The following is a 21,498-nucleotide window of genomic DNA, read 5'->3' on the forward strand; positions in this document are numbered from 1 at the left end:
ATTTAAGGGTGTTATTGGAGGGGTTTTCTGAGTTTTTTATATCAAAAAAGCTGAAACCTTGAAAATTATATAATTGTTGATAAGTTTAATACCAACGACGAGTAAACAGACCAAATAAGGTGCGTGGGGATAAAGTGATAACGAAGCGTATTTTTTGGCTATAATGAGCTTGGGAAACCTCCCATCCTAAGTTGGAATAAACTGGAAAATACAATTCAAAATAATCGGCTACCAGATTAACCCTAACTCCAGAATCGTATACAAATTTGGCATCGGCAAAATGGTTTTTTACAAAACCAGCGTCACCATATGCTTGAATGTATTTCCAAATAGTTGTGCTAAAGTTTGCGGTTGCGATCCACTGGTTAGCATATGCAGGGGTAAGTTTAGATTTAAAGCCTCCTTCTGCTATGATTAATTGTTGGCTAAAAATACCTGTGTCTTCAGATCGACCTAAATAATCGAAGTCGAAAAGGTAATCCGTCGGGCGATCAAGAGCATAACTAAAAAAGTCTGATGTTTTATATGTCTGGTTGTAAAGAAACATCCCTGCAAAAAGCCTAAAGTTGTACTGTCTGTTTCTTTGGGTAAGTTTTCGGTACTCAAAAGTATACGACAGTTTTCCGAAATCACTACTTAACTCTAAATCGTAATTGTACGATGAAAAGTTAATTAAATTAGGATCGCTTTTTCCATACCGGATATTGAATACATTATAATTGGGTTTGTTTTCTACATTGTAAATCCCGGTAGGGTCATCTTCTCTATATATGGATATAAATCTGAAGTTTAAATAACGCCTTTCGTTATCCCTTAAATTGGTATAGTCTTTAAACCTCAAAAAAAGGAAAGGAGAGAAAGAAGTATAGTTAAGATTTGGCGCATAATTGGAATACTGTCCACTAACACCAAAACTTGTACGGTATAGGTTGCGGGTTTGATCGTAGTGTACATAAGACAAAACACCACTACCAACAAGCTGTTTGCTTTTAAATCCGTAGGTTGGCCTAAAGGAGTATCCAAAAGGTTTATTGATTGCTGTTTTATTGTAAAGGTTTAGTCCTGGAGAAAACCCATCGTAATAGTTATATTGAAACAAGGGCATAAAAAACACCTGGTTATAATTAGGGTCTTCTACGTCTTTAAACAAGCGGAATTGAAGGGGTTTATTGTTAAAGAATACACCTTTAAGGGATTTCCAATTATCTCTTTGATTATACTCAGGTATAGAATTATTGTAGTTTAAAACCAATTTATCAACCAAAGTATCGGTAAGTATTATGGTGCGTTCGTTATTAACGTTTTCTATCCACGTTTTAGAAACGACTTCGTCATTATAGAGTGCAAACAAGGACACAGGCATATTATTGTCCCTTTTATTTTTTATGGTAACGTGAATACCTGTACTATCTTCCTGAACTTTTTTAATTTTAAAGTCTATTTTCTTAGAAGTGGCTAAATATTCATCAAAAAACCAATCGATGTTTTTTGTTGTGCTAGCTTTTAAGATAGTTTCAAAGTTATGAGCTGAAACAGGTTGTAAACTATAACGATGGACAAATGCCTTAATACTTTCTTCTATATGATCCTGATTGATAAAGTCGTCTAGATAGGCTAACCCAACCCCAGCCTTATATTTATTGGCAATGTTCTTATTGAATTTCAATAGGGAGTCTTTAGCCATGGTTAAGGGTTGGTCTATTCCATTTCTAGCCATGTGCATATATAGTAGACTGTATTTATCATTAAAATTAAGGTCTGAAGCATGAAAGGCTCTTACTCCCCAAATATTTGCCAAGGTTCCAACAATTTTCATATCTGGATAATAGGCTTCCATATATTTCATCATAAAATAGATCTGAAGTCCATCATTTACCCATTGGTCTTTTCTAGGGTTAATTAGAATGGTGTTCTCTAGATAATTGTGAAGTGCCGTTTTTAGTACTTTGAGCTCATACTGAAAATTATCTCGAAAAGGTCTTATAAAGTTAGGTAAAAGGTTTAAGCCATATACGGGGTCATTTTTGTATTCTACTTCGGAAAGTAAAAATTTGTCATGCGGATAAGGGCCTAAATTATTGGTTATGAAAGCTGCAATCTTATCCAGTATAATAAGATCTTCAATATTGCTTAAATCTTTTCCTTCAAGGTCTGAAACAATGGTTAGGTAATCTGTTTTTACGGTTTCAAATCTTGGTGTCCGGTTAAGGAAAAGTTTCGTGTTTACTCTTTCTTTTCCTTCCAGTTCAGATATTTGATTATGTTGGTTTTTATAATGATTTATTTCATCAAGATCGGTACTGAGGTAATAGTCGTTGGGGTACTCCACAGTAAGTTTGATATCGGCTTTTGGGTTGTATAAGTCATCAAGATCTTTATTGCTATAGTAGTGCCATTGCCCATCATAAACGGCAGGGGTGATATACCAGTACTTTAAATTGAAATCGCCATTAGAGGTTTTACCAAAGCGGGTAAATTTATCTTTAGGAATTTTAACCATGTAATGTAAGTTAAGGGTATATGATTGCCCTGGAGCCATTATCTGGTTGAGTTTAAGTTTTATTATGTCTGGATGGCCTTCCAGTCGTTCGTAGCTAACTTCTTGTCCTAAATTAGTTATAGATGATATTTCTGTATACCCACGGTCGTCTGGTTTTGCAAAGTGAAATTCGGTTTTGTACTCTTCAGCAAAGCGTTTGGCCAAAGGTGTTTTTTTACTGGAATAGGAGTTTGGCCAATCGTTTAAATAAATGTATCTAAGACTATCATTAGAGGTATTCTGATAGGTGATTTTTTGTGAGATTTCTACCTGACCAACAGCTGTATTAAAGGTGGCATAAATGTCAATAGCATTTTGTCCGTGAAGTATCACGGAGCAACCCAAGAACATTAATAAATTCAACAGCTTAGTTTTCAAAGGGCACAACGTCTTAAGGGATTTTACTGTCTCTTAGATGGTAAAAAGATAGTAAAAATCAAAGGGATAAAAGCAATAAAACTAGCAATATCCCTTGAAAATATTTGTAAGAATAAGTTTGCTAGAAATTTGGACTTAAATTATACTCCTTATAGAAATCATCTAATATTTCTATGACTTCCTGAGGTGTATCTACTAGATTAATTAAATTTAAATCTTCCGCACTAATATTATTAAAGGTATCTAATAATGTATTTTTTATCCAATCCAATAAACCACTCCAGTAATCTTTACCAACCAGTATTATGGGAAATGGTTCTATTTTATGAGTTTGAATAAGTGTCATGGCCTCAAAGAGTTCATCAAGTGTACCAAAACCACCAGGCATAACTACGAATCCTTGGGAATATTTAACGAACATGACTTTCCTTACAAAGAAATAATCGAAATCCAGAACTTTATCTGAATCTATATATGGATTGTCATGTTGTTCAAAAGGGAGGTCTATATTAAGCCCAACAGAGGTCCCCCCTCCAAGGTGGGCGCCTTTATTACCTGCTTCCATAATTCCAGGTCCACCGCCTGTAATAATACCATAACCATTTTCAACAATTTTTTTGGCTACTTCCTCGGTAAGTTTATAATATTTATCATTCGGTTTTGTCCTTGCAGACCCAAAAACGGATACACAGGGACCGATTTGACTCATTTTCTCAAAGCCATTTACAAACTCTCCCATGATTTTAAAAATCGCCCATGAGTCGTTTGTTTTTATTTCATTCCAACCTTTGTGATGTTGCGTTTTCATCATAATCTTAAAAAAGTCCGTTACATTAATATCGTATTACTAATGTAATTCTTTTTTTAAGAATTTGGCAGTATAACTCGTCTTGTGTTTGACTACTTCTTCAGGAGTTCCAGTAACAATTACCTCTCCGCCACCAGCACCTCCTTCATATCCAATATCAATAATATGGTCTACTGCTTTAATGACGTCTAAGTTATGTTCTATTATGAGTACAGTGTTACCTTTGTCAACCAATTTGTTCAGCACGACCATTAACACTCGTATATCTTCAAAGTGAAGTCCTGTTGTAGGTTCGTCCAATATATAGAAAGTGTTTCCTGTATCGCGTTTGCTTAGTTCTGTAGCCAGTTTTATGCGCTGTGCTTCACCACCTGAAAGTGTAGTACTTTGTTGCCCCAAAGTAATATATCCCAACCCAACATCCTTAATGGTTTTTAACTTATTATGAATTTTAGGAATGTGTTCAAAAAACTTAACAGCCTCATTGATGGTCATCTCCAAAACATCACTTATTGATTTTCCTTTATAGCGGATTTCCAAAGTTTCACGGTTGAATCGTTTCCCTTGGCAGGTTTCACATTCTACATATACATCTGGGAGAAAGTTCATTTCTATAACCCGCAAACCACCACCTTTACAGGTTTCACAACGTCCTCCAGTGACGTTGAAGCTAAAACGTCCTGGTTTGTAGCCACGTATCATAGCTTCGGGAACTTTAGCAAAGAGACTTCTTATTTCGCTAAATACTCCTGTATAGGTAGCAGGATTAGAGCGGGGTGTACGCCCAATAGGAGACTGGTTAATATCGATTACTTTATCAACATGTTCCAATCCTTTGATGCTTTTATAGGGCATTGGTTTTTTTACAGCATTATAAAAATGGGTATTTAGGATAGGGTATAGGGTTTCATTAATTAATGTAGATTTACCACTTCCAGATACACCAGTAACACCAATCATCTTTCCTAAAGGAAATTCTACGCTTACATTTTTTAAGTTATTACCGGTACAGCCTTTTAGGGTAATTGTATTTCCATTGCCTTCACGACGAGTTTCAGGAATTTCTATTTCCTTGGTTCCGTTTAAATAGTCTGCTGTAAGAGTATGGTGGGTTTTTAGTTCATCGGGAGTACCTTCGCTAATAATGGTGCCACCATGACGTCCCGCATGTGGGCCAATGTCTATAACATGGTCGGCACGTTCTATCATGTCCTTATCGTGCTCAACAACAATTACAGAATTCCCAACGTCTCTTAATGATACCAGAGAGTTGATGAGTTTCTCATTATCTCTTTGATGCAACCCGATACTTGGTTCGTCTAAGATATAGAGTACTCCAACCAATTGAGATCCGATTTGGGTAGCCAAACGAATACGCTGTGCTTCCCCACCAGAAAGGGATTTCGAGCTACGGTTTAGAGATAAATATCCTAAGCCAACATCCAAAAGGAATTGGATGCGTGTTGAAATTTCCTTAACGATTTCTTCAGCAATTTTCAGTTGCTTGTTAGATAGGTTTTTTGGTAAGTTACCAAACCATTCTGCCAAATCCACAATATCGGAATGAGCTAGTTCGGCAATATTCTTTTCGTTAATCTTAAAGTATAGCGATTCTTTTTTCAAGCGACTACCTTCACATTCATCGCAGTTCACTTTGTCCATATACTCTTTGGCCCAGCGCTTAATGGATGATGAGTCGGCATTGTTGTATTGACTTTCAATAAAATTAGCGACACCCTCAAAATCGATCTTATAATCGCGGGTTATTCCTAAGGTTTTACTAGCTATGGAAAAACGCTCATTTCCTCCGAAAAGAATCATCTGTTTAGCCTCTTCGGGAATATCTTTATATGGATCGGATAATTTAAAATCGAAACGTTGTGCAATTAATTCTAACTGTTTAAATATCCAACTTTTCTTTTCTGGACCTTGGGGAGCTAAGGCTCCACTTTTAATGGAAAGACTGTCGTCTGGGATAATCTTATCGATATTCACAACATGTAGCTTCCCTAGTCCGTTACATTTCGGACATGCTCCTTTTGGTGAGTTGAACGAAAAATTGTTTGGTTCAGGGTTAGGATAGGAGATTCCTGTAGAAGGACACATGAGGTTTCTACTGAAATAACGAGCTTCACCAGTATCTTGATCAAGAACCATGAGCACATCGTCACCATGGTACATAGCTGTATTTATGGTTTCAGTAAGGCGATTGTCGTTATCGGCCAATTCGTCAATTTTCAGGCGGTCAATAACAATTTCTATATCGTGAGTTTTATAACGATCTAGTTTCATACCCTTAACCAAATCGCGTATTTCCCCATCGGTACGTACTTTTACAAAGCCCTGTTTGGCAATATTTTCGAAAAGTTCACGGTAATGTCCTTTTCTGGAACGAATTACAGGTGCCAATATATTTATACGTTTTCCGTTAAAGTTTTCTATGATAAGCTGTTTAATCTGATCGTCACTATAGCTTACCATTTTCTCACCAGTGTTATAGCTGTATGCTTCGCCAGCACGCGCAAACAAAAGGCGCAGGAAATCGTAAATTTCAGTAATGGTACCTACAGTAGATCTTGGAGATTTACTGGTGGTTTTTTGTTCTATGGCGATAACAGGCGATAAACCGTCAATTTTATCAACATCAGGACGTTCCAGTCCGCCTAAAAACTGACGAGCGTAAGCAGAGAAGGTCTCGATATAACGACGTTGTCCTTCGGCATAAATAGTATCGAATGCAAGAGATGATTTACCACTACCCGAAAGTCCGGTAATAACAACCAGTTTTTCGCGTGGAATAGTCACGTCTATATTCTTTAAATTGTGCACACGAGCACCTTTTACCTCAATATTTTCTTCAAAATTGGACATAGAGTTGCAAAACCGCAAAGTTAGTTGATTTCAATGTAATTATGAAGCTACCTATAGGCTATCTGTATAAAGTTACAATATGGTTAGATTCTAAAATGCCAACTTAAGTAACCATAAAAATGCTAGTAGTAATCATTATATCCAATTTTGAATATTTTACATTGTTACATTCTACTTTTTACATTTAGATGAAGAAATACTTATGAGGTTACTTAAAATTGAAACCCAAAAAAATGGTTAGTTTTGGTTGTGGCAATATAGTCATGCCATGAAGCACTAATTGAATTTACATATTGGTATGTTAAATTAAGAGGTACTGAGGAGTAATTAGAAGAAGTTTGAAATTGGAGAATAAATAAACAGGCTACCTTTTGAGGTAGCCTGTTTATTATACTTAATAAATATTAAAAAGATATTTTATCCCTTTCTTAGGTAAGCAGAAACTTCAATGGCAACTTCGCTCCAGGTTTTGCTAACTCCATCTTCTCCTTTATGAAGATCAAAACAAGCCTTATTGATTGATTCTACTGCTTCAAGGGCGTTCCAGTCCTCAAGGTTCATTACACCTTTAAGCGTAAGACGACGCTCATCTTCTATTTTAAAATCTAATGGGAGATTTTGTGTTACGCCATTCATTGTTATTGTTGCAATACACTTATCGTTGTCCCAATTAAGTTTCCCTTCTAAAAGGTTGGTGTTTTCCATGGCTCCAAAGAAAAATTCCTTTAGTTTGCTATCACGAGATTCATCTTTCGAAAAAATACTGCTAACAGGAATGGAAAAGTTTAGGTTGTTGATTGCTTCCATAGGTGAAGTTCCAGATTTTTCTTCAAAATTTAATACTGTAAATTCACCTTTAACAGGTGTTTTGGCTGTTGTTTTATACCCTGTCCAACTTACGGTAGTCGCTTCGGGTTTAATTACGAACATTTCAGAAGCTACCTCAGTTGTAGCTGGTTCTGTTTGCTGTTCGGTTTTCTTTTCCTGTTTACAAGCTGATGTAATCATAGCTGCAAATAGTGCCAAATACAATATGTTCTTTTTCATTGTGGTATTGTAGTTAAAAATTTTACCGAAGGTACTTATTTTATTATTGAACATCAAATTAACCTTACTGACTAATGTCATATTATATCCTTTGTAGGTCTTCTATTTTTACCGAAAAATAAAATCATGAGTGTAGCAATTATTTCAAAATACAATGTCCCTGGTCCACGATATACAAGTTATCCAACTGTACCTTATTGGGATAGAAGTAGTTTTAGTTTGAGGGAATGGAAAGTTTCTGTGAAAAACCAATTTAGTAGAAGTGAAAATGAAGGCATAAGCCTTTATGTTCATTTACCGTTTTGTGAAAGTTTATGCACATTTTGTGGGTGCCATAAACGTATAACAAAGCGTCATGATGTAGAGAAGCCTTATATTAAAGCTGTTCTTAAGGAATGGAGCTTGTATTGTGATTTGTTGGGAACTCGCCCTAAGATTAAAGCATTGCACTTAGGTGGAGGAACACCAACCTTTTTCACTCCAGAAAACTTAGCACTTTTGGTAAATGGTCTTTTCTATAGAGGTGAAAGAGCTGGCAATATTTCTTGTAGTTTTGAAGGTCACCCCAATAATACTACAAAAGAACACTTAGAAGTTTTATATAATTTGGGCTTCAAGCGAGTGAGTTTTGGCGTTCAGGATTACAACCCTACGGTACAATGTGCCATAAATAGAAAGCAGTCCTTTGAAAAGGTTAATGAAGTCACCAAAGTAGCAAGGCAAATAGGATTCGAATCTGTTGGACATGATATTATTTTCGGACTGCCTTTTCAAACCCTAGAGCATGTCATGGAAACCATTAATAAAACGTCAGAGATAAAACCAGACACCTTGGCTTTCTATAGTTATGCTCATGTCCCATGGATGAAAGGAAATGGACAAAGGGGGTTTAAGGACCAAGACCTGCCTACCGCCGAAACAAAACGTATGCAATATGAGCTGGGTAAACAGCTTTTACAGGAAGTAGGATATACAGAGATTGGAATGGATCATTTTGCATTGAAAAGTGATGTTCTATATAAATCATCACAACAAGGTGAACTCCATAGAAACTTTATGGGATATGTTCCGGTAAAGACCAAAATGCTTATTGGTTTGGGGGTGTCTGCAATAAGTGATTCAGGGCAAGGATTTGCACAAAATGAAAAGGGAATCGAGTCCTATTACCATTTGTTGGATGAAGGAATTATTCCTGCTTATCGTGGTCATATGCTCAATAATGAAGATCAAATTATCCGTTACCATATTCAAAATTTGATGTGTGGTTTTAAAACATCTTGGGAAGATGAAGCATATTATTTTGATGGGGTACAAGATGTTTTGGAACGGCTAAATGAAATGGAAAATGATGGACTTATAGTAAAGGGAGATAATGGGGTTTCAGTAACCGACAAAGGACGTCCTTTTGTACGAAATGTGTGCATGGCTTTCGATTTGCGATTGCACAAAAATAAACCGGAAACAAGGCTGTTTTCAATGACGATTTAAGTCTAATTATGTCAGAATATTCAATAGAATCTGATCAAAATTTCGTAAATTACACCTATCAACCAAACAAAGAAAACAATCAATAAATCATTAAAATAATCATCATGAAAAAGATTATAGTACCGGTAGATTTTTCTCAACATTCAGAATATGCTCTAGAGGCTGCAGCAATCTTAGCAAAACAAAATAATGCCGAGATTTTAGCGCTGCATATGTTGGAAATTTCGGAAGCCGTATTAACTAAATCTGAGTCAGCCTCACAAGCAAAAGCTATATATTTTCTAAAAGTAGCCGAACAGCGTTTTGATCAGTTTTTAGATAAGCCATATCTGGCAGGGGTAACCGTAACTCCAATAGTTAAACATTTTAAGGTTTTTAGCGAGGTCAGTGAAGTGGCTGATGAAACTAATGCAGATTTAATTGTTATGGGATCTCATGGTGCTAGTGGTCTTACAGAACTCTTTATAGGTTCTAATACAGAAAGAGTGGTAAGGTACTCAGATATACCTGTTTTAGTACTTAAAAGCAAACCAAACGGGTTCAAGATGGAGCATGTTGTGTTGGCAAGTGATTTTACCGACGAAAGTGTAGGTGCATACCAGAAAGCTTCAAAAATGTTAGATAGCATAGGTGCCAAGCTTAGTTTATTGTATGTAAACCTACCTAACGATAAGTTTAGAAGTACTAATGAAGTAGACTCACGTATTACTAGCTTCCTTAAAAAAGCTGATGGGAATACAGACAGGTTAAAAGATGTTCATATGGTAAACGATTATACTGTAGAGAAAGGAGTGTTGAATTTTGCCAATAAGCATGGTGTAGATCTAATAGTTGTTCCAACTCACGGTAGAACTGGTATAGCCCATTTCTTTGGAGGTAGTATTTCTGAGGATATTGCTAACCATGCTGTTTTACCTGTAATGACATTTAAGATTTAATTTTAAAAGTTCCTATACTTTAAAGCCATCCTTTTGAAGGATGGCTTTTTTATTTATGGTGTACAATTAAGAGTATTACTTACTTGCTGTAATATAGGGGAGGAAGGGGAGAGATAGGGAATACCTAATCCCAGTCCTCTTACTATAAAAAGAATTCCAATAATGATAACAACAACTGGTATAATTTTTTGAACCCGTTTCCTATTTATTTTATTGACCAAATCCCATAAGTAAACCGCCGATGTCATTAGTGGAATCGTTCCTAACCCAAATAAGGCCATATAAAGCCCACCTCGAAAAGGGCTTCCAGTTGCAATAGCTCCAAAAACAGCCATGTAAACCAGACCACATGGTAAAAATCCGTTCAGGAATCCAAGAGTTAAAAAGGTGTCCGGTTGTTCTTTTTTTAGAGCTTTGGCTAATTCAGATTTAACTTTAGCTGTTAATCGGTAAACAGTTTGTGATACTTTAAGTTTATTGGAATAATTTACTGGTAGAATCACAATAATTATCATAATTGCACCAATTATTATGGATAGTTTTTGCTGAAAACCAAATAAACTTAATCCCTTTCCTGCCATGCCAAAAATTAACCCAATACAGCTATAGGTAAATATCCGACCTAAATGGTAAGTAATGATTTGAAACCCTTTTTTTGTTTTGTTGGTTTTGCTAAACGGTAGTAAAAAGGCTATGGGGCCACACATACCAACACAGTGAAAACTTCCCAACAAGCCTAATAAAAATGCCGATAACCACATTAGTAAGTAATTGAAGCCTTGTAAATGTATTCTATATTTTTATATTGCCAATCTACCGTAATGTTCCAACGACCATCCAATAAATTTTCGCCAGGTATGAGCAGTAGATGGCTTGATTTAGATAATGAAATGGTAGTTTCAAAATCCAGGACTTTATTAGATGGTCTGTAAAGGAACACTTTGCCTGAAATGAATTCAGGGTTTAGTTCTTTTGGAAATGTAATGGTCAAACCCTGTTTGGTTTTTTTCCAACTGATATTCTCTTTAAGTTGTTTTGAGTTACGTTCCTTATCGATTTGGTTTTGGAAAGCTAGTTCTTCTTTGTAATATTCTTCGGTAACCAAATCGTGATCGTATTTTTTGTTCGTACTCATGGCTACAACTAAATACATGATAAACCCAATAAAGGCTACAAACGCTAAAACAATGCCGGTTCCCCAATTCATTTTCATAACAAAATATTTTTATCGATAACTTCTAGGTCCTAGAAAGTTTACAGTTGTTGTTTCTATTAATTTATCTCCGCTGTACAGCTGAATAGTAAGTTTGGTTTTATCTCCTTGTAGGTGTTTTTGGTCTAGTTCAATAAATAAAGATCCTTCAGAAATACCTTGTTTAGGAATAGTGAATAGATTTTGACGTGATACCAATTCAACGTTCCCTGGTAGGTTTTTTAGTTTTAACGAGACATTATCAATATCGTGGGTGGTTTTATTTATAAACTTGTAAGTAAATACATTGCTTATTATGTTCCCTTCCTTATGTTCGTATAGTTGACCAGGCAATCTAAGCACTCGTGCTTCAACTTCGCTTCTTAAGAATAGCATACCGGTTAGGACACCTATAAGGATAATAAGTACAGCTCCATAACCTTTCATTCTAGGAGTTATCTCAAATTTCTTCTTATCCTGAATTTCCGTTTCACTGGCATAGCGAATCAATCCTTTCGGAAGGTTTACGCTTTCCATAATATGATCGCAAGCATCAATACAGGCTGTACAATTTACACACTCTAATTGCGTTCCATTACGAATATCGATGCCTGTAGGGCAAACATGAACACATTGAAAGCAATCTATACAGTCACCATAGCCTAATTCCTCTCGATCTTGATTTTTACGCCATTTTTTTCGCCCGTTTGTGCTTTCACCACGTTTGTGATCATATGCAACCACAATTGACTTTTCATCTAACAATACACCTTGTAGTCTGCCATAAGGACAAGCAATGATGCAGACCTGTTCTCGAAACCAAGCAAAGACAAAATAAAATACCGCGGTAAAAATTATTAAGGATATTAATGTGCTTACATGCTGTAGTGGCCCGTCAATAATGTACTCTAATAGCGTATCACTACCAATTAGATAAGCTAAAAAAACATTTGCAATTAAAAATGAAATAACAGCAAAAATTAACCATTTTAAACCCTTTTTTTGAATCTTTTCCTTGTTCCAAGGTTGTTTGTTCAATCGTATTTGTTTTCCACGATCACCTTCAATCCAATATTCTATTCTTCGGAAAACCATTTCCATAAAAATAGTTTGTGGGCATATCCAGCCACAAAATAGACGGCCAAAAGCCACTGTAAACAAGGCTACGAAAATAACACCTGTAATCATGGAAATGACAAACAGGTGGAAATCCTGAGGCCAAAATGGCTGCCCAAAAATGTTGAAACGACGTTCCATTACATTGAATAATAGGAACTGGTTTCCGTTTATTTTGATAAACGGAGCAGAGAATAGAAATGCCAATAGAAAGTAACTAACGATTTTACGATACTCGTAAAGCTTTCCATCAGGCTTTTTAGGATAAATCCAGGCACGTTTACCTTCTTCAGTTACGGTACCAATAGAATCTCTAAATCGTTCATTATCTTGCTGGGCAGCCATTGGTTGAAATTAATTTTCAGTTTGTAAAGTATCTATCGGCTTTGTGTTTGATTCTTCTTCCGCAGGTTTTTTAGTTTCCCCAACTGTTTCATCTTCCCAAAGTTCTCCCTGAGGTTCTTTAGGGTTAGCGGGTATGGTACCCTCAAGCGAGATGACATAACTTGCTACTTGGGCAATTTCCGATGGTTTTAAACTTTGTTTCCAGGCTACCATTCCCTTACCACTTCGACCACCTTCTGAAATGGTTTTAAACACATTTTTAATGCCTCCACCTAAAATCCAATAGTTGTCAGTTAGGTTAGGGCCAATTCCCCCACCACCATCTTGCATATGGCAGGCAACACAATTGGTGTTGAATATCCCTCGACCATTTGTTAAATCATTAGGGTCGGTTAGTAATTCTACAGTATTGAAGTCTATCAAATCTTTAGCATGTTTTTTGTATTCTTCTATGGCAAGCTTTGCATCGGCCATTTCTTGGTTAAATTCTTCCTCTTGCAATGCACCATCAAATACATGGTATCTTAAAAGATAAATGGCAGCGAAGATTATTGATATATAAAATCCGTAAAGCCACCATGGTGGGAGTGAGTTGTCTAATTCCCTAATACCATCATAATTGTGATCAAGAATAATCTCTCCTTCATCTTCAACCGGTACAGAGTCTGTAAGTCGGTAATAAAGTTTTCTCGCCCATTTTAACTTTGGAACTTTAGTTTTATTTTCGTTAAAACGTTCTTTACCCTCTTCATCCAAACTCTGATACAAAACATTTTCCAGAGCAGCCACACTACCTTCTATTGCAATAAGAACTAAAAGGATCAGAATTAAAAAGAGAAGTACAATTGGGTATTCAACAAAGGCCGGCTTATCTCCAGAGTCAACGAGATATTCAATTAAACCAAATATGAGGAAAAATGTAACCGGAATTCTAATATATGATGGAATTAAGTTTCTCATAATTCAGTAGTGTTTGTGTTATCTAATGGAAGGTTGCTCACCTTGTTTATATACTCCTTTTTAGCGGTTAATACCCACCAAAACAACAGCACAAAAAAGATGAAAAATATTAGCAGGGAAACGATGGGATATATCTCAATTCCTGAGATGCTATCCATATGATTTTTTACAAATTTTAGCATGTCTATTCATTTTGAGAGGTTAATGGTTCAATATCCTGCACCTTAATGTCTGTTCCTAGGCGTTGTAAATATGCTATTAGGGCAACGATTTCCCTGTTTCGCATTTCAATAAAGGCTTCTCCAGAGGCATTGGCTTGCTTCTTGTCGTTTTCGTAAGTTTCAGCAAAATCGGGATCGGTGTATAGGTTTTTCTCGATTGTTGTACCTTGTTCCGTCATTTGCTGCTGTGCATTGGCGATGTCTTCCTCTGAATAAGGTACACCTAGCTTTGCTAATGTTTTCATCTTACTTTCGGTTTGCGATTTATCAAGTTCATTATGCATCAGCCATTGGTAAGAAGGCATTATAGAGCCACTAGATGTACTTTGAGGATCGTACATATGGTTTAAGTGCCAATTGTCTGAATATTTTCCCCCAATGCGGTGTAGATCAGGTCCAGTACGTTTACTTCCCCATAAGAATGGCCTATCGTACACAAATTCACCTGCTTTTGAATATTCTCCATAGCGTTCAACCTCACTTCTAAAAGGTCGTATCATTTGAGAATGACAGCTTACACAACCTTCCCTGATGTAAATATCCCGACCTTCAAGTTCCAATGGAGTATACGGCTTCACACTACTAATTGTTGGAATATTCGACTCGACCATAATAGTCGGTACAATTTGAATAATCCCACCAATTAATATGGCTATAGTTGCAAGAATGGTTAATTGAACAGGTTTGCGCTCTAACCAAGTATGGAACCCTTCGCCTGCCAATCTACGTTTGCTTACTGGTTTTAAAGCAGCAGCTTCTGCCAACTCATCGCTAACTTTGCTTCCAGATCTAATGGTTTTAGAAATGTTATAAGCCATTAAAAGTACACCTACTATGTAAAGAGAACCTCCAATGGCTCGCATCCAGTACATTGGGATAATTTCGAATACGGTTTCTAAAAAGTTCCCATAAAGTAATGTTCCATCAGGGTTGAATTGCTTCCACATACTGGCTTGGGTAAATCCAGCCATATACATAGGTAGGGCATACATAATAATACCTAATGTTCCAATCCAAAAGTGAGCGTTGGCAAGAGGTACAGAGTGTAGTTTGGATTTAAATAACCTAGGAACTAACCAATAAATCATTCCAAAGGTTAAGAAGCCGTTCCAGGCCAATGCTCCTACGTGAACGTGGGCAATAATCCAATCTGTAAAATGGGCAATTGCATTTACATTTTTTAATGATAGCATGGGGCCCTCAAAAGTGGCCATTCCGTAACCCGTTATAGCTACCACTAGAAATTTTAAAACAGGATCTGTTCTAACCTTATCCCAAGCGCCTCTTAAAGTTAACAGGCCATTAATCATCCCCCCCCAAGAAGGCATGATTAGCATGATTGAGAAGGCAACCCCAAGACTTTGAGCCCAATCTGGAAGAGCGGTATAGAGTAAGTGATGAGGGCCTGCCCAGATATAAATAAATATTAACGACCAGAAGTGAACTATAGATAATCTATAAGAGTAGATAGGTCTATTAGCTGCTTTGGGAACAAAATAATACATAAGCCCTAAGAAAGGGGTTGTTAAAAAGAAAGCCACAGCATTGTGACCATACCACCACTGTACCAGGGCATCTTGAACACCAGCATAAACAGAGTAACTTTTTAACCCACTAACAGGTAGTTCTAGACTGTTAAAAATATGTAGTACAGCAACGGTTATAAAAGTGGCAATGTAAAACCATATTGCTACATAAAGATGGCGTTGTCTCCTTTTGAATATAGTTCCTATTAAATTCCAACCGAAGGCTACCCAGATGATAGCAATTGCTATATCGATTGGCCATTCCAGTTCTGCATACTCCTTGGATGTAGTAAATCCCAAAGGAAGGGATATGGCTGCCGAAATAATAATAAGTTGCCACCCCCAAAAATTAATGTTACTCAAAGCATCGCTATACATTCTTGTTTTGAGTAAACGTTGAGTTGAGTAGTAAATACCGGCAAAAGTAGCATTTCCTACAAAAGCAAAAATCACAGCATTGGTATGAAGAGGTCTTAATCTACCAAAGCTAAGCCACGGAATTCCTTCGGTAAGGTTTGGAAAGAGGAACATGAAGGCTAGGAGCAGTCCTACCAACATACCCACTAAGCCCCAAATCATGGTAGCATAAATGAACTTCTTAACGATTTGGTTATCGTAATGAAACTGTTGTATTTCCATAGGGATTGTATTGATAAATATTAATTAGAGGTTTTGTTTTTTTTGTTTTCAACGAGTTCATCATCAAAAAGCATGCGTATAGAAGGAGTGTAACTGTCATCGTATTGGCCTTTTTTTACCGATATGATAAAGGCTACAAAAAAGATTACAGCAACCACGATACTAATACTTAATAAAACATAGATAGCGCTCATACCTATTGTATTGGTTGTCCAAATTTACATGTTCACGAAAGTGTGTAAAATGACAATTGTCAGTTTTGTTAATTAAGTGTTAATGAATTTTCTTGGCAATCATACTAGTTGCCAATGTGGTAAAAGCAACTACACTTATAGAACTTAAAGGCATAAGTATAGCAGCAATTACAGGTGATAATTGTCCTGTAACAGCAAAATAGAGTCCGATTAGGTTGTAAACAAGCGAAAGCATAAAACTCCATTTAATTATTTTAACACCCTTCTTTGAAATCTTAATGAATTCAGCCAGTTGATTCAATTGAGAAGCGTCTAAAATGGCATCGCAAGCAGGAGAAAAGACGTTAATGTTTTCTGAGATGGCAATACCAACATTACTTTGAGCCAAAGCCCCGGCATCGTTTAGTCCATCACCGACCATTGTTATGATGTCACCTTGATTTTGATGGTGCTTAATGTATTCTAATTTGTCTTCTGGTTTTTGGTTAAAAAGTAATTTGGTTATAGGCGGTAGCATTTTTTCTAAGTTTTGACGTTCACCATCATTATCACCAGAGAGTATTGTCAATTTATATTGTTTTGATAATTTATTAAACAGGTTGGTTATACCTTTTCTATAGTTGCTGTAAAAGCTAAACTTCCCCTTGTAGTCGTTGTTTGTACTAATATGGACAGAAGTGTTTCCATTAGGTTTGGTTATTTGGGTGTTAACAAAGCTTGCTGAACCAATTTTCATCTTATTGTTACCGCTTACAGCCTCAATACCTTTACCTGGAAATTCTTTAAAATCGTCTACAGTTACAATATTATTAGAATTTAAAACATTGTAAAGTGATCGACTTAAAGGATGGTTTGAGTTTTTAAGACTGGCTTTTAATAGGGATCGCTCTTCGGTGGTCAAGGTTTCACCAAAATAAGAGACTTTGGTTTTATGAGTAGTTGTGATGGTTCCTGTTTTATCGAATATAATCGAATTTACAGAGGCTAATTGTTCTATAACAGAAATGTTTTTGAGATAAAATTTTGCTTTACCAAAAATTCTAAGAATATTTCCTAAAGTAAAGGGCGCTGCCAATGCTATAGCGCAGGGGCATGCAATAATCAATACAGCTGTGAATACTTGTATAGCTTTGGAAGTGTCTACCAATATCCAATATAAGGTAGATAATATGGCAATACTTAATACTACAATTGTAAAGTGCTTACTAATGGAATTGGTTATATTGGAGAATTGGTCAGTTTTATCATTGTTAAAAATATCATTGCTCCATAACTGAGTTAAATAACTTTGCTCAACAGATTTAGTAACTTCCATTTCAATAAGCGATCCCATTTGTTTTCCACCAGCAAAAATTTTATCACCGGAATACTTATTAACAGGGTCCGACTCGCCAGTAACAAAACTATAGTCAATCTCGGCATTACCATTAATCAATATTCCGTCTACAGGGATTAGTTCTTCATTTCGAATAATAATTCTATCTCCCTTTTTTATTTCCTGTACAGCAGCGGGAGTTTCATTACCGTCATTATTCACTTTAGTTACAGCAATAGGGAAATAAGATTTGTAGTCGCGTTCAAACGATAGGAATGCATAGGTTTTTCGTTGGAAAAACTTTCCTAGTAATAAAAAGAACACCAAGCCTGTTAAGCTATCAAAAAATCCTGATCCAAGATCGAATATTATTTCAACTGTACTCCTAATGAATAGAACCAGAATTCCCAAGGCAATAGGAACATCGATGTTAAGTAGTTTAGAGCTTAGTCCCTTATATGCAGAAATAAAATAGTCGTTTGCAGCGTAAACTACAACGGGAATTGAAAAAGCAAACATAAGCCATCTAAAAAGATGCTTGTATTGTTCGAGCCAAAACTCATTAACTTCAAAATATTCAGGAAAAGAAAGGAACATAACATTACCAAAAGCAAACCCTGCTATTCCCAATTTATAAATTAAGCTTCGATCTGTTCTTTTTTTTATTTGATTGTAACTTTCCAAACTAATATACGGTTCGTAACCAATTTTGTTTAGCAGTAAAACAACTTCTTTTAAAGAGAGTTTTTCAGGTTTAAAAGTTACCCTTACAGATTTTTTATTAAAATCAACCTGAGATGAAATAATGGCATTGTTTAATCTGTTAAGGTTTTCTAATATCCAAATGCAAGAACTACAGTGAATATGTGGAATAGAAAGATTTACAATTTGAGTTGAATTATCACTAAACTCAAGTAGTTTGTCTTGAAATTCCTTTAAGTTCAAAAAATCGTATTTACCCTCAACGTGTTTTGGAGTAGCTCCTGGGGAATCTTGTAAATCGTAATAACAGGTTAATTCACTTTCAGATAGAATTTCATAAACTGTTTTACAGCCATTACAGCAAAAAGATTTGTCTTCAACGAAGTGAATTGTCGAAGTACAAACAGTGCCACAGTGATAGCAGGGAATATTGCTCATAGTTTAATTTAAACCAACGCTACAAATTTGTGTATTGTATGGAAGGTAAACCATGATAATTGTCATTCTAGAATCTTTCTTATATGATTTAAAAAGTTATTTAAAAGGTGTTTAATCATATGATATCAATAATATTTGAAGTTATATGTATCAAAAACACCAAATTGGCTTTTTGAAATTCATTTGAATTTGTATAGTGAGAATTAAATTAACTAAATATTATTTTAAAAGGGTTAAAGATTTCATGTTGGTATTTTAGTTTTATTCTTTTTAGTTTTGGTGGTGAATTAAGAGTAAATAAAACCTATAGATATAACTCTGGAAATGAAACCGCGATACTTCGAAGATCAAACCTTTAGAAACCTAGACTGTACTAAAACCCCTTTACCAATAGGTGAGTACGAGTATTGTACGTTTATGAATTGTAATTTTTCAGGAGTAAATCTTTCTAAAGTGGAATTTCTTGAAACCGAGTTCATCGATTGTAATTTCAGCAATGCCGATTTATCGCATGCAATAATACAGGAAGTCGATTTTAAAAACTGTAAAATGTTAGGCATGCGGTTCGAAAAGTGTAACGATATTGGGTTTTCTGCTAATTTTGAATCTTGCTTGTTAAGCCATAGTTCTTTTTATGGAATGCAATTAGGTAATACAACCTTTTGGGATTCGCAACTAGAAGCAGTTGATTTTGTTGAAGCAGATTTAAAGAGGGTGTCTTTAAGAAACTGTAATCTTCAAAATGCTTTATTTGAAAACACCAATCTAGAGCAAGCTGATTTAAGAGGCGCTAAAAATTACAACTTAGATCCTAATATTAATAGGTTAAGAGGAGCCAAATTTTCAATGCCGGATGTTATTCGTCTATTAGATAAATACAAACTTAAAATCGAAAAGTAGAGGTTAAGGTAGGTGGAAATTTTTTATCTAATTTAGTCCTAACTGTTAGTCATGTAGGCTGTTTCTTCTTTTTGGCTTGCCGATAATCTGCAAAATATCGGGTTGAATTGCTGTGGGTTTTGCGCTTTACCTATAAAAAAAGTGATTTTAACAAAAAATTAATTTCATGGCTGTATTCCCTACAGGCATTTTATACTATTGCATAAGAATTACATGTTTTTTTAATGTTAAAAACCAATTAAGATCTTTCATTGATTGAAGACTTAAACTATTGGGTAAAAACTAAATTTTACAATAGCAAAAGAAACCTGTTTTTTATAAAAAACCCACTGCGCCAACAGTGGGTGAGGATTCCTTGAAAAGGAACCCTAAAATTGATTAATAGCCAAATTTATGAAAAAAATGCTTATGCTATTGCTGGTGGTAACATCCACTAGCTTGGCACAACGAACCGTATTCATTGATTTTGTAAATGAAGAATATACTCAAATGTCCATTTGGACAGAACCCACAGCATGGGAGGATTCTGGAGCCCAATTTGGTGTTGAGATTAAAAAAGTAATGCTATGGGGATGGGTATCTGCTTCTTTCTCTCACTATTCGTCCTTAGATCCATCTTATACTGATCTTGTAGGGGCAGGAGGAGTCAATTTTAATATGCTCGGATATGACCAAGTGGTATATTATGCAGGAATGCGCTTGGGTCCAATGTGGCGTGAAACTAGCCCGTATCCTATGGTAGGTGGAATTGTAGGGTTTGACTGGAGGTTAAGTAGAAAGTACTCTTCGACTAAATTCCATGTAGGCATAAAGGCTTGGATTGATTACCGTGAAGATCAGAAAGAACAATTTTTTGGAGATTATCAGACCTATGAACCGGGTCTTGTGACAAACAATCCGCTTTTGGTAGAAAATGGAGCAGTTGCTTTATCTTGGAGTTGGTAGCACCAATTAAATTTTCTTTTAAAAGAAGCAAGGTTTTATTTTTTGCTTTTTATAGAAAAGAGCTCTTCTTCAGGCTCAATATGGATGATAATATGCCCTAAATTAGGGATATGCTCTAATAAGTAGTCTTCCAGATTGTGAGCAATATTATGCCCTTCGCGAACCGAAATGTCACCACTAACAACTGCATGTAAATCCACATGGTATTTAATGCCTGATTTTCTAACAAAACACTTTTCTGTACCCATAATACCGTCAACTTCAATGGCCTTTTTTCTAATCACTTCAATTAAATCATCATAAAAATGTTCATCCATGATTTCTCCCAATGCCGGTCTGAAAATTAAGTAGCTGTTATAAACAATAAAAGCAGAGGCAAATAGTGCAGCCCAATCATCTGCAGTTTCATAACCATCACCAAATATTATCGCAATTGAAATGCCTACAAAAGCCATTACAGAAGTTATGGCATCGCTGCGATGATGCCACGCGTCTGCTTTTAATGAAGAACTATTGGTTTCCTTACTTTTTTTAATAACGATTTGAAAGGAAATTTCTTTCCAAATAATGATGCCTCCGAGTACAATTAAAGTCCATGGTTTTGGCACTTTGTGCGGTGTTTGAATATGTTGTATACTTTCGTATGCAATCACGGTAGCCGAGGTAACCAAAAAGGCAACAACAATAAATGTAATTAGTGGTTCAATTTTACCATGACCGTAGGGATGATTATCATCAGCGGGGCGCTTGGCATATTTTAGTCCTAAAAGCACTAAAAAGGATGAGAATATATCTGTTGTCGACTCAATGGCATCGGCAATCAAGGCATAAGAATTGCCAAAAATACCGGCAAGCCCCTTAATAATGGCTAAGCCGGTATTTCCAACAATACTAAAATAAGCTGTTTTTATGGCTGTTTGTTCACTACTCAATATA

17 protein-coding genes are annotated in these 21,498 nt (G+C 35.8%); 4 read left to right on the top strand and 13 right to left on the bottom strand.

Going from position 1 to position 21,498, the window contains the following annotated elements:
• Positions 1-85: 85 nt before the first annotated feature.
• From PWU04_RS04045 to PWU04_RS04060, 4 genes are all read right to left on the bottom strand, one after another.
• Complete coding sequence (locus PWU04_RS04045) at positions 86-2,917, bottom strand: gluzincin family metallopeptidase (protein WP_274474531.1); 2,832 nt, start codon at positions 2,915-2,917, stop codon at positions 86-88.
• A 121-nt stretch (positions 2,918-3,038) separates the two neighbouring features.
• Positions 3,039-3,728: an LOG family protein gene (locus PWU04_RS04050; protein WP_274474532.1), complete on the bottom strand. Its 690-nt coding sequence runs from the start codon at positions 3,726-3,728 to the stop codon at positions 3,039-3,041.
• 36 nt (positions 3,729-3,764) lie between these two features.
• Positions 3,765-6,596 carry an excinuclease ABC subunit UvrA gene (gene uvrA / locus PWU04_RS04055; protein ID WP_274474533.1) on the bottom strand — a complete coding sequence of 944 codons (2,832 nt, stop codon included), beginning with the start codon at positions 6,594-6,596 and terminating at the stop codon, positions 3,765-3,767.
• Positions 6,597-7,013: 417 nt separating this feature from the next.
• The gene (locus tag PWU04_RS04060) at positions 7,014-7,643 is read right to left on the bottom strand and encodes a YceI family protein (RefSeq protein WP_274474534.1); all 630 of its coding nucleotides are present in this window, start codon (positions 7,641-7,643) and stop codon (positions 7,014-7,016) included.
• A 126-nt stretch (positions 7,644-7,769) separates the two neighbouring features.
• On the opposite strand from PWU04_RS04060, the gene hemN reads away from it, so the two are divergent.
• Complete coding sequence (hemN, locus tag PWU04_RS04065) at positions 7,770-9,131, top strand: oxygen-independent coproporphyrinogen III oxidase (protein WP_274474535.1); 1,362 nt, start codon at positions 7,770-7,772, stop codon at positions 9,129-9,131.
• A gap of 104 nt (positions 9,132-9,235) precedes the next feature.
• Positions 9,236-10,069 carry a universal stress protein gene (locus tag PWU04_RS04070; RefSeq protein WP_274474536.1) on the top strand — a complete coding sequence of 278 codons (834 nt, stop codon included), beginning with the start codon at positions 9,236-9,238 and terminating at the stop codon, positions 10,067-10,069.
• Positions 10,070-10,122: 53 nt separating this feature from the next.
• Here PWU04_RS04070 and PWU04_RS04075 read toward each other — a convergent pair whose 3' ends face one another.
• From PWU04_RS04075 to PWU04_RS04110, 8 genes are all read right to left on the bottom strand, one after another.
• On the bottom strand, positions 10,123-10,830 hold the full coding sequence (locus PWU04_RS04075; protein ID WP_274474537.1) for a sulfite exporter TauE/SafE family protein: 708 nt from the start codon (positions 10,828-10,830) through the stop codon (positions 10,123-10,125).
• A complete protein-coding gene (locus PWU04_RS04080; RefSeq protein WP_274474538.1) occupies positions 10,830-11,282 on the bottom strand; it encodes a FixH family protein in 453 nt (150 codons plus the stop codon). The genes PWU04_RS04075 and PWU04_RS04080 overlap by 1 nt, the downstream gene beginning before the upstream one ends.
• 12 nt (positions 11,283-11,294) lie before the next feature.
• Complete coding sequence (gene ccoG, locus PWU04_RS04085; protein WP_274474539.1) at positions 11,295-12,722, bottom strand: cytochrome c oxidase accessory protein CcoG; 1,428 nt, start codon at positions 12,720-12,722, stop codon at positions 11,295-11,297.
• Between the two features lie 9 nt (positions 12,723-12,731).
• A complete protein-coding gene (locus PWU04_RS04090; protein WP_274474540.1) occupies positions 12,732-13,682 on the bottom strand; it encodes a cbb3-type cytochrome c oxidase N-terminal domain-containing protein in 951 nt (316 codons plus the stop codon).
• The gene (locus PWU04_RS04095; protein WP_274474541.1) at positions 13,679-13,864 is read right to left on the bottom strand and encodes a CcoQ/FixQ family Cbb3-type cytochrome c oxidase assembly chaperone; all 186 of its coding nucleotides are present in this window, start codon (positions 13,862-13,864) and stop codon (positions 13,679-13,681) included. The genes PWU04_RS04090 and PWU04_RS04095 overlap by 4 nt, the downstream gene beginning before the upstream one ends.
• 2 nt (positions 13,865-13,866) lie before the next feature.
• Entirely contained in the window at positions 13,867-16,068 is a 2,202-nt protein-coding gene (gene ccoN / locus PWU04_RS04100) for a cytochrome-c oxidase, cbb3-type subunit I (RefSeq protein WP_274474542.1), read from the bottom strand.
• Positions 16,069-16,088: 20 nt separating this feature from the next.
• Positions 16,089-16,262: a cbb3-type cytochrome oxidase assembly protein CcoS gene (gene ccoS / locus PWU04_RS04105; protein ID WP_274474543.1), complete on the bottom strand. Its 174-nt coding sequence runs from the start codon at positions 16,260-16,262 to the stop codon at positions 16,089-16,091.
• A gap of 79 nt (positions 16,263-16,341) precedes the next feature.
• Positions 16,342-18,717, bottom strand: coding sequence for a heavy metal translocating P-type ATPase (locus PWU04_RS04110; protein ID WP_274474544.1), 2,376 nt, complete (start codon positions 18,715-18,717; stop codon positions 16,342-16,344).
• 324 nt (positions 18,718-19,041) lie between these two features.
• Between PWU04_RS04110 and PWU04_RS04115 the strand changes: the two genes are divergently transcribed.
• Entirely contained in the window at positions 19,042-19,617 is a 576-nt protein-coding gene (locus PWU04_RS04115) for a pentapeptide repeat-containing protein (protein WP_274474545.1), read from the top strand.
• Positions 19,618-20,010: 393 nt separating this feature from the next.
• Positions 20,011-20,562 (top strand): hypothetical protein, encoded by a 552-nt coding sequence (locus tag PWU04_RS04120; RefSeq protein ID WP_274474546.1) that lies wholly within the window; start codon positions 20,011-20,013, stop codon positions 20,560-20,562.
• A gap of 35 nt (positions 20,563-20,597) precedes the next feature.
• Here the strand turns inward: PWU04_RS04120 and PWU04_RS04125 are convergent, their stop codons facing one another.
• A complete protein-coding gene (locus tag PWU04_RS04125) occupies positions 20,598-21,494 on the bottom strand; it encodes a cation diffusion facilitator family transporter (protein WP_274474547.1) in 897 nt (298 codons plus the stop codon).
• Positions 21,495-21,498: the final 4 nt, after the last annotated feature.

Origin of the sequence: Mangrovimonas aestuarii (genome assembly GCF_028767185.1) — a bacterium.
Classification (GTDB): Bacteria; Bacteroidota; Bacteroidia; order Flavobacteriales; family Flavobacteriaceae; genus Mangrovimonas_B; species Mangrovimonas_B aestuarii.